The sequence below is a fragment of the Emticicia sp. genome, from assembly GCF_043780375.1.
Lineage (GTDB): Bacteria > Bacteroidota > Bacteroidia > Cytophagales > Spirosomataceae > Emticicia.
Genome location: NZ_JAYWCU010000272.1, coordinates 1 through 9,575, shown reverse-complemented (window position 1 = coordinate 9,575; position 9,575 = coordinate 1). Strand labels below are relative to the sequence as shown.

Annotated in this window: 11 protein-coding genes; 6 read left to right on the top strand and 5 right to left on the bottom strand. The window is 35.4% G+C overall.

Annotation, left to right across the window (positions count from 1 at the left end):
- From ACH2CJ_RS20055 to ACH2CJ_RS20040, 4 genes are all read right to left on the bottom strand, one after another.
- Window positions 1–446 (bottom strand): LiaI-LiaF-like domain-containing protein (locus tag ACH2CJ_RS20055; RefSeq protein WP_394995858.1); only part of this gene is annotated, 446 nt, incomplete at its 3' end.
- 77 nt (window positions 447–523) lie between these two features.
- Window positions 524–1,033 carry a PspC domain-containing protein gene (locus ACH2CJ_RS20050; RefSeq protein WP_394995855.1) on the bottom strand — a complete coding sequence of 170 codons (510 nt, stop codon included), beginning with the start codon at window positions 1,031–1,033 and terminating at the stop codon, window positions 524–526.
- A 32-nt stretch (window positions 1,034–1,065) separates the two neighbouring features.
- Window positions 1,066–1,317, bottom strand: a complete 252-nt coding sequence (locus ACH2CJ_RS20045) for a PspC domain-containing protein (RefSeq protein ID WP_394995853.1) — start codon at window positions 1,315–1,317, stop codon at window positions 1,066–1,068.
- Between the two features lie 204 nt (window positions 1,318–1,521).
- Complete coding sequence (locus ACH2CJ_RS20040) at window positions 1,522–2,124, bottom strand: N-(5'-phosphoribosyl)anthranilate isomerase (RefSeq protein WP_394995850.1); 603 nt, start codon at window positions 2,122–2,124, stop codon at window positions 1,522–1,524.
- A 215-nt stretch (window positions 2,125–2,339) separates the two neighbouring features.
- On the opposite strand from ACH2CJ_RS20040, the gene mnmA reads away from it, so the two are divergent.
- Together mnmA and ACH2CJ_RS20030 are read left to right on the top strand one after the other, a co-directional pair.
- The gene (gene mnmA / locus ACH2CJ_RS20035; protein WP_394995848.1) at window positions 2,340–3,473 is read left to right on the top strand and encodes a tRNA 2-thiouridine(34) synthase MnmA; all 1,134 of its coding nucleotides are present in this window, start codon (window positions 2,340–2,342) and stop codon (window positions 3,471–3,473) included.
- Between the two features lie 121 nt (window positions 3,474–3,594).
- Window positions 3,595–5,238, top strand: a complete 1,644-nt coding sequence (locus ACH2CJ_RS20030) for a S8 family serine peptidase (RefSeq protein ID WP_394995846.1) — start codon at window positions 3,595–3,597, stop codon at window positions 5,236–5,238.
- 25 nt (window positions 5,239–5,263) lie between these two features.
- On the opposite strand, the gene ACH2CJ_RS20025 is transcribed toward ACH2CJ_RS20030, so the two are convergent.
- A complete protein-coding gene (locus ACH2CJ_RS20025; protein WP_394995844.1) occupies window positions 5,264–5,830 on the bottom strand; it encodes an NUDIX hydrolase in 567 nt (188 codons plus the stop codon).
- 66 nt (window positions 5,831–5,896) lie between these two features.
- Here ACH2CJ_RS20025 and ACH2CJ_RS20020 point away from each other — a divergent pair, with 66 nt between their 5' ends.
- The 4 genes from ACH2CJ_RS20020 to ACH2CJ_RS20005 all read left to right on the top strand — a co-directional run bounded on the left by ACH2CJ_RS20020 (window position 5,897) and on the right by ACH2CJ_RS20005 (window position 9,537).
- Window positions 5,897–6,778 (top strand): DUF2911 domain-containing protein, encoded by an 882-nt coding sequence (locus tag ACH2CJ_RS20020; RefSeq protein WP_394995841.1) that lies wholly within the window; start codon window positions 5,897–5,899, stop codon window positions 6,776–6,778.
- Between the two features lie 162 nt (window positions 6,779–6,940).
- A complete protein-coding gene (locus ACH2CJ_RS20015; protein ID WP_394995839.1) occupies window positions 6,941–8,224 on the top strand; it encodes a type IX secretion system plug protein domain-containing protein in 1,284 nt (427 codons plus the stop codon).
- A gap of 29 nt (window positions 8,225–8,253) precedes the next feature.
- Window positions 8,254–8,889: an oxidoreductase gene (locus ACH2CJ_RS20010; protein ID WP_394995837.1), complete on the top strand. Its 636-nt coding sequence runs from the start codon at window positions 8,254–8,256 to the stop codon at window positions 8,887–8,889.
- A 33-nt stretch (window positions 8,890–8,922) separates the two neighbouring features.
- Window positions 8,923–9,537, top strand: coding sequence for an IMPACT family protein (locus ACH2CJ_RS20005; RefSeq protein WP_394995834.1), 615 nt, complete (start codon window positions 8,923–8,925; stop codon window positions 9,535–9,537).
- The last annotated feature ends 38 nt before the right edge of the window (window positions 9,538–9,575 follow it).

Sequence of the window (9,575 nt, the reverse complement as noted above, 5' to 3'; positions counted from 1 at the left end):
GCAACGCCACCTTTCAGATTCAAAGTAGCTTCTTTCAAATCTGGTGTCATTTCGACAGCAAAATATTGCTTATTTCTATCGCCAGAAGTTGTATCATTTTTAGAGTACGAATCATTATGGTTGTCGTCATCGTCATCAAAATCATCAATATCAATGTTGAATCCGTCAGATACCTCATCTTTAAAATCACGCACACCATCATCGATACAAGTATAAAGACCCAGCGGAATGGCAAAAGCAATCAATAAAGCTGACGTGGCATTATATACGCTTTTTTTGTGATTGAAGAATGCCGCAGCACCTGCCGCAATAAGCATTAAGGGCCAAAAACGAGCGATTTGTCGAAACGACCAATCTAAATGAAACCAATCCAAGTTGGTTCCAAGAAACAGAAAACCTACTACAATGAGTACGATTCCCCAAAAAATATTGCTTTTATTGTTCATTTTTTTAAATTTTCTATAAAAAAACCTGCAAGGTGTTTTTAGACGGGGTCGCCTAGACCTTACAGGTTTTGATATTATTATAAATTTGAAGAACTATCGTTATTAGTGAAATTTGTAAAGTTATCATCTTTACGATTTTTGATAATTAGCCATATTCCTAATCCGATAAAAAACAATGGCCACATTTGTCCTAAATAATGCCATAAATTAATATGGAAAAATGTTTTGAACGAAAAAATTACACCAAGAATGATGAGGACTGCTCCTCCAATCAAATTGTTGTTTTGATTGTGTCTGCTCATGTTAGTAGAGTTTGAGGACGGTTCGCCGCCCGATTGAAAATTAATATTATCGTTTGAGTTAAAATCTTGATTTACTTCTGCACCCGCAAAACCATAGTCGTACTTAGTAGGCAACACCGCCCACAAAATAAAGTAAGTAAAAACCGACGGAAACGGAGTAAAAAACAATAGTACAAAAAGAACACGAATAAGTGTAACATCAATGTTAAAATATTCGGATAAACCTTGCGAAACTCCTCCGAGCATTGCCTGACGGTTTTTGATTCTATATAATCGCTTTTCCATGGCCCTTTAACCCTCGATGGGGATTTTTTATTTTAATTAGTTGTTGAATAATTAATTGTTGTCAGCGGAGTGCCGCCCAATTGATTTTCTTTTGCAGGCAAAAGTATCCATAAAACGATATAAGGAATAACGGCGGGTATTGGAGCAAAAAAAGCAGCAACCATTAGTATACGCACAAGTGTTACGTCCAAATTAAAATACTCTGCAAATCCAGCGGCAACGCCACCAATCATTTTATTTGTTCTGTTTTTAAACAGCGGAGTACCGCCCAATCGATTTTCCATTTTTTTTAATATTTATTTGTTTGCTTTTTCATTTTAAATAACCACATTTCGTTGTGATTATGAAACAAAGATATAGGTGAGAGACGGTACTATGTATAGCAAACTACATGAATGGAAAAAATTAATGTCAAAGGGGTATTTTTGATGAAGGTTTTAGAAAATAAAGGTTGAATGGTGAGAATTAAGGTTGAATGTATGCCTATATTAATCTATTTCAATCATTTCGAGAATATCTCTCAGTTCATCATAATCTTTAGAGCCAGGACGAATCTCATTACTTCCTTTTAAAGCAATGCCATGAAGATTCATTTCTTCGAGAAGTTCATTGACATTTTCAGTAGTAATTCCAAAATTCAAAACTATTGGATAATTAACCGAATATTCCTTTAAGGTATTTTGAGCAAAATCTGATAGCTCTCCCCCATCTGCTAAAAAAAATTCAACAAATTGAGAATATCGCTCCAGATAATCTTCAAAATAAGCACTATCAAAATCAAGTTTCAAAATAATTGGTTTGCCTAAATCCGAAATTTGAGGCAAAAGCGAAGCATCTGAAATTTGAAGAATATCTATTTCAAAATCTTCAACAAAGGCTTTAACTTCTTTATAATCAATACTTTGTGTTTCGCCAACAGTTAAAACTCCAGCCACCCAAGATTTTATTTCTTTCATCTTTTCGGGAGAAGTATAATTTGCCGAATGTTTGTCCATCACAAATCCAAGCATTTCTACACCCATCCCCGCACAATAACGAGCATCTGACAAATTAGTGATATTACTTACTTTTACGAGTGTTTTTAATGCCATTACTTTTGAATTTACGATTTACAACGGGTCGCCCGTGCGATCACGATTTACTAATTTTCTGATTCTCAGGTTCAAAATTACCTCAGAACTATTCATAATCAAATTCTGTTACCTATTTTTGTACTTTATATTACCATCAAAACCTGAAAGATTTGAAAAAAACCTTACAGGAACTTAAATACTAACGGTTGGCATTGAACCAACGCAGTAACAAAATGAGCAAACACGGACGAATTTTAGTCGCCATGAGTGGCGGTATTGACAGTTCAGTGGCAGCAGTTATGCTTCACGAACAAGGCTACGAAGTAATCGGCATGACCATGAAAACTTGGGATTATGCTTCTTCGGGCGGTAGCAAAAAAGAAACAGGCTGTTGCAGCCTTGACTCTATCAATGACGCAAGAAACATTGCCGTAAATTTAGGATTTCCACATTATATATTGGATATTAGAGAAGAATTTGGCGATTATGTAATCGACCATTTCACAGGCGAATATTTGGAAGGTCGCACACCTAACCCCTGCGTATTGTGCAATACACACATAAAATGGGACGCATTGCTTCGCCGTGCCGACAAGTTAGGTTGTGAATTTATTGCCACAGGACATTATGCAAATGTTCGGGAAGAAAACTCAAGATTTGTAATTTCTAAGGGAACTGATACATGGAAAGACCAAAGTTATGTACTTTGGGGAGTATCCCAAGAAAGCCTTTCTCGTACAAAATTACCTTTGGGACATTTGAAAAAAGCAGAGATTCGAGAAATGGCAACTGAAAGAGAACTTTTCGATTTGGTGAATAAAAAAGAGTCTTATGAAATTTGTTTTGTACCTGATAACGACTATCGAGGTTTCTTGAAACATAGAGTGGAAGGTTTGGAAGAACGTGTAAAAGGCGGAAATTTTGTGTCGCAAGAAGGAAAAATATTAGGAAAACATGAGGGTTATCCATTTTATACAATCGGACAAAGAAAAGGACTCGGAATGGCTTTTGGCAGCCCTGTTTATGTAACTGAAATCAGAAAAGATACTAACGAAGTAGTTTTAGGAAAAGAAATTGATTTAGACCGTAACGGCATGATGGTTGGAAAAATAGTAATGCAAAAATATGCTAATTTAGAAGGTATGCCTCTCGAAACGACTACGAAAGTCCGTTATAAACATGATGGCTCGCCAGCACAAATTATTCAAGAGGGCAGTAAAATGAAGGTTTTATTCCACGAACAAGTTAGTGGAATTGCTCCTGGACAGGCAGCAGTTTTCTATGAAGAAGATGACGTTGTTGGTGGCGGTTGGATATTGAAAAGTTTTAAGCAAGAAGGTGATTTTATGGCAGAACAAGTTCCCTAAATGTCTATTGAGATAGCTTAAATAGGTTTCCTAATTTGTTTCAAACATTTAGGAAACTCGTTTTTCTTGGCAATGTTTGTTATAAAAATACGTTATCTTTAAAATATTCAAACCGTAGCTTATGAAAAAGATTTTACTTGTTATTTTAACGATTACTCTACATTTTCAAGCATTTTCTCAAAACCAGTACTTAGTCTTATTTAAAGACAAAGCCAATTCTACCTATTCTGTTTCTCGCCCAAAAGAGTTTTTATCAGACCGCTCAATTAAGCGTAGAACTAATCAAAACATTGCAGTTACCGAACGAGATTTACCTCCTAATCTGAGTTATTTGGCAGAAATTGCTAAAACTGGAGCGAAAGTATTATATAAATCTCGCTGGATAAACGGTGCTTTAATTCAAACAGATGCTGTTACACTTGATAAAATATTGAAACTTACTTTTGTTCGAGGTTTAGAAGGCAAAGGAGACATTCGAAATACAAGGCAAAGTACTGACAATCAAGTATTTATAACAAAAGACAAGTTTGGTAATGAAGGGATTTCAGACAATGGACTTTCGCAAACCCAACTCGCTATGCTTGGAGCAGACAAAATGCACCAAAAGGGTTTTCATGGTGAAGGAATGTTGATTGGCGTTTTAGATTCTGGTTTTTTGAATGCAAACCAACTTTCATTTTTCAAAGATTTATTTAGCGAAAAAAGAGTAATAGGTACTTGGGATTTTGTAAATAATGAAATAAATGTTTATAACGACCATAATCACGGAACAAATGTACTTTCGTGTATGGCGGCATTTGAAGACAGCCGAATTGTGGGAACTGCCTATAAAGCAAACTATTTGTTGCTCACAACTGAAGATGTTAGTTCGGAAACCAAACGTGAGGAAGCCAATTGGCTTTTTGGTGCTGAAATGGCCGATAGCGTCGGAGTTGATGTTATTAATACATCTTTGGGTTATAACCTATTTGATAATGCTGCCCAAAATTACAAATATTCGGACATGAACGGCGACCGTGCATTAGCTACCCGTGCAGCAGATTGGGCAGCACAAACAGGTATTTTGGTCGTAGCTTCAGCAGGAAATGAAGGTACTTCCGCTTGGAAATACGTTGGAACGCCAGCCGATGCCGATTCTATAATTGCTGTTGGTGCTGTAAGTAGCAATCGTGTAATTGCTTCATTTAGTTCTTACGGACCTTCGGCAGATGGACGTATAAAACCCGAATTATCAGCACAAGGAGCAGGAACGGTTATAGGAAATACCAATAGTAGTGTTGGTACAAGCAATGGGACGTCGTTTTCTTCGCCTTTGATGGCAGGTTTTGTTGCAAGTTTTTGGCAAGCATTTCCGAAACTAACCAATATGCAAGTTCGTGAATATTTGATTCGCTCGGCAAGTCAATATGAAAATCCAAACGATAGAGTTGGTTATGGAATTCCGAATTTTGATAAGGCTTATGAAATCGCAGAGTTAGAAAGCTTAATAGCTGAATTGAAGAAAACAGGCAAAGAAGTTGCCGTTTTTCCAAATCCATTCAGCGACCCTCAAGGAGTAAAAGTTTGGGTATTGAAGGATGATGCGGGTCAAAATTTCGAATTTTCGTTAGTTGATATTGCAGGAAAACCTGTTTGGAGTTTTTCAACCAAAGAAAAGAAAATAACTTTGCCAATATTTAAAGATGATTTAGCACAAGCTGTTTATATTCTGAAAGTTACATCCGAAAACCTTAATTTTTCAACCAAAATAGTTAAAGAGTTGTAAGTATTTTACGCTAACTACTTTTTTATTAACTCCGATATTCAGCACTCAAAACTTTATAAGCCATTCTTGTCATTGATTCCGAATCATTAAATTTGGCAACATTAGAAATTTCTACCCAAGCCAAATCATTTGATTCTTCCGAAATAATAAGAGGAATATCTTTATCCGCCTCAAATAAAAAACGAATATCATAATGAAAATGTGCAGCAATAACTTTTCCTTGCGACACGCCGCTCGCAGGAATTAAATGAATATCTACGTCAAATATTTCAGTGTTAAGTGCCTGAATATCGGCAAGTCCTGTTTCTTCAATAGCTTCTTTTAATGCCACATTCAATATATTATTATCTCCATCACAATGCCCACCGGGCTGAAACCATTTATCTAACTTTCGGTGATGGGTCAGCAACACAAATTGATGAGATTTATCCAAAATCCAAGCCGAGCCAGTTACATGCCCAATGCTTAATTCTCGTTTGAAACAATCTTCGTTCGCCTTCACAAATTCAATCGTTTCAGCGATCATATTTATCTCGTTTTCGTTTAAACCTTTATGTTTTCTTAATAAATCAAGAAGAATATTTCTGTGCATAGTAATAGATTATACTTAGATTTGCAGTAAAATTAGTTCAATCTATCAACAAAATCAGTAAATCCAATGAAAAAAAACTTTCTAATTGTTTTAAGTTGCTTACTTTCAAGCACTTTTGTTTTCGCACAAGTTACGCCAGCACCAAGTCCTGCAGCAACTATTTCACAAGTTGTTGGAGTTACAAAAATCTCAATTGATTATTCTCGTCCATCATTAAAAGGTCGTGAAATATTTGGCAAATTGATTCCATTCGACAAAATCTATCGTACTGGAGCAAATAGCTCTACAAAAATCGAAACTACAGGCGACATTATGGTTCAAGGTCAAACTTTGAAAGCTGGTAAATATTCCATCATGTCTATTCCAAATCAAACAAATTGGACAATTATTTTTAATAAAAATTTGACCGCAACTGAAGCCAACTATTCGGCAAGTGATGATGTTCTTCGTGTAATGGCTCGCCCACAAGACATTTCAACTACAGAGTCATTTACAATTGATTTTTCAGATGTGAAAGATGATGCCGCCATGATGAATATATCTTGGGAGAAAACTAAAGTTTCGATCGCAATTAGGGTTGATAATGTTGCAGCAATCGAAAGTGCGGTTACAGCAAAAGGTAATGACGCTTCTAATACTTACCAACAAGCTGCCGATTATATGTTGCAAAAAGGCTTAGATTTAAATAAAGCATTAGGTTTGATTGATAAATCGTTAGCACTTCGTGAAGGTTTCCGTAATAATTGGATAAAAGCTCAAATTTTAGATAAACTCGGAAAATCATCAGACGCTATGGGTTTTGCTTTAAAAGCACAAGCTCTTGGAATAGGCGACACCAGTTATCAATTCTTTAAAGATGGCATCGAAAAAGGTTTAACTGATATGAAAGCGAAGATTCCGGTATTGCCAACAGCACCAGTTGAAGTACCTAGGAAAAAGAAAAGCTAAAAAACGCTAAATGCTGAGTTTTTAAAAAGCTCCAAGATTGAAAACTTGGAGTTTTTTTGTACAACAGATTTCCTGATCCGTCTTCGAGAATATGCCTTTTCGAAGAAAATACCCTAATAAATTCAAAAATAATTTCGTTAGTTTTGAAAAACAATTGATTTCATGCAAAAAACAATCATTTTAATAGCATTTTTAAGCAATTTCTCCCTCTTCGCTCAAACTAAACAACTCCGTTTTGAAGATTATACCTACGAACCTAATATAAAAACTGTTTTGCTCTACCCGCTTGTTGGCGAACCAACCGATGCCGCTCGAAACCTAAATCCACCACTGATTCAGCTACAAGACAGCAAAAACCTTTGGCTTGAATTTGATGATTTAAAAGCAAGTTACGAACAATTTCATGTGAAAATTTTGAGTTGTACAATGGATTGGAAACAGTCAATTTTGTCAGAAATTGAATATATGCCCGAATATAATGACCTGATTATTAACGATTACCGAGTTTCACAAAATACAAAAGTGCCATATTATCATTATAAGATTGAGATTCCAAAAATGCTACTTTCAGGAAATTATTTATTAGTAGTGTGGCGAGACCGTCGGAAAGATGATATAATTATTAGTAAAAGATTTATGGTTTATGAAAACCGAGTTGGAGCAAGTGGAAGCGTACGGCAAGCCCAAGCACCTTCAAAAAATAAAACCCACCAACAGCTAGATTTTGATATAAGTTTTGGAGGATATTCGTTGATGTCGCCACGAGATGAGTTAAAAATCATTATTCGTCAAAATTATCGTTGGGGTAAAACTACCAAGAATTTAAAACCTTTTAGTGTTGATGAAAGTAGCAAAAAATTAGAATTTCGCTTTTTTGACGATGAAAATACATTTCCAGCCAGCAATGAATTTCGCTTTTTTGATGCCAGAAGCACCTACAATCGAGGCTTATTTGTTGACAGAATTCATCGTGGAAAGGAAGATGATATGTGGATTTCTGCTCAAAATAATAGAAGTAACTTTGCCTTTATCGAATCGAATGATTTTGACGGAACCTTCATCATTGATAACCGTGAAAGCTCTAATGGCGAAACCGAAGCCGACTATATTCAGACTACATTTCAGCTAAAAACACAAGAATTAGATACTAATGAGAAGGTTTATGTCAATGGTGGATTTAATGATTGGCGATTAGATAAAAAAAATGAAATGGCTTATGACAATGATTTTGGAGGTTATACCGCCACAATTCAACTCAAACAAGGAGTTTATAACTATAATTTTATTGTGCAGAAGGGCAATGAAACTCCCGATGAAGTGTATTTTGAGGGAAATTTTGCTGAAACCCAAAATACTTATGAAATCTTCGTTTATCATCGTCCCGTAACTGCTCGTTGCGAAAAATTAGTGGGCTATCGAGTTGTTGATTTTAATAAAAGAAGGTAACTTTATAAAAAATTCTAAGCCGCAATATTATGAAAACTGCACTTGTTGTTGGAGCAACTGGACTTATAGGTAAACATCTAACTATTAGGTTATTAACAAGTAATTTCTACTCAAAAGTTAAGGTTTTAATACGTAAACCTCTCAATATAAATCACCCAAATTTAGAACAAATTATCTTTGATTTCGACAGTTTAGACTCATCAAAAATCATAGCCGATGACATATTCTGCTGTTTAGGAACAACGATGAAACAAGCCGGTTCAAAAGCAGCTTTCTACAAAGTAGATTTTACTTATCCGTTTGCCATTGCCAAAGCAGCCTTAGAAAATGGAGCGAAACAATACCTCATCGTAACAGCTATGGGGGCAGACGAAAAATCAATAATTTACTATAATCGTGTCAAAGGCGAAATCGAAAAAGCAATCAGCGATTTGCATTATCCCACTTTACTGATTTTCCGCCCTTCGATGTTGCTGGGCGAAAGAGAAGAGCCTCGTATGGGCGAAAAAATTGGCAAAATTTTGATGAAAGCCGTCAATTTTATTATTCCCAAACGATATAAAGCCATTGAAAGCGAAAAAGTTGCGAATGCCATGCTGATTTTAGCACAAAAAGGCATAAAAAATAAAAATATTTTTGAATCTGATACTTTGCAGAGTTATTAACGAAACTCTTAGAATCCTTTCTTTTGACTATAAATGTTACTTGAAGATACTTATAAAACTATAAAATCGCCTGCCGAAGGTTTATTTAAAGACCGAGGAAGCAAATTCTTTTCTTTTGCCTACCCAATAGTACACGAAAGTGAAGTAAAGGCACTTGCTGATAATCTTCGTAAAGTGCATTTCAAAGCGGTACATCATTGCTACGCTTACCGATTAGGTCTTGATAAATCTAATTTTAGAGTAAACGACGACGGAGAGCCATCGGGAACTGCTGGAAAACCGATTCTAAACACCCTTCTTTCTTACGAGATCACCAATGTTTTGGTAATAGTTGTTAGGTATTTTGGTGGTACTTTACTCGGTGTTCCAGGTTTGATAAACGCCTACAAATCTGCCACCGTTGAGGCTATCACTCTTGCTGATATTCTCGAAAAGACTGTTAATAATGTTTATAGCATAGTTTTTGAGTTTGTACAGATGAATGATGTGATGAGGGTCGTTAAGGAATATAATCTAAAAATTCGTAACCAAACATACGATAATCAATGCTTAATAGAACTCGAATTTAGAAAATCTCTCACTAATCAAGTAGTGAACAAGCTCGAAAAAATTGATAATATTGTAGTTGAGTATTTGTTTACGGTGTGAAATTTATTCACTTTACACTAATTTTTAAAAAATTAGTA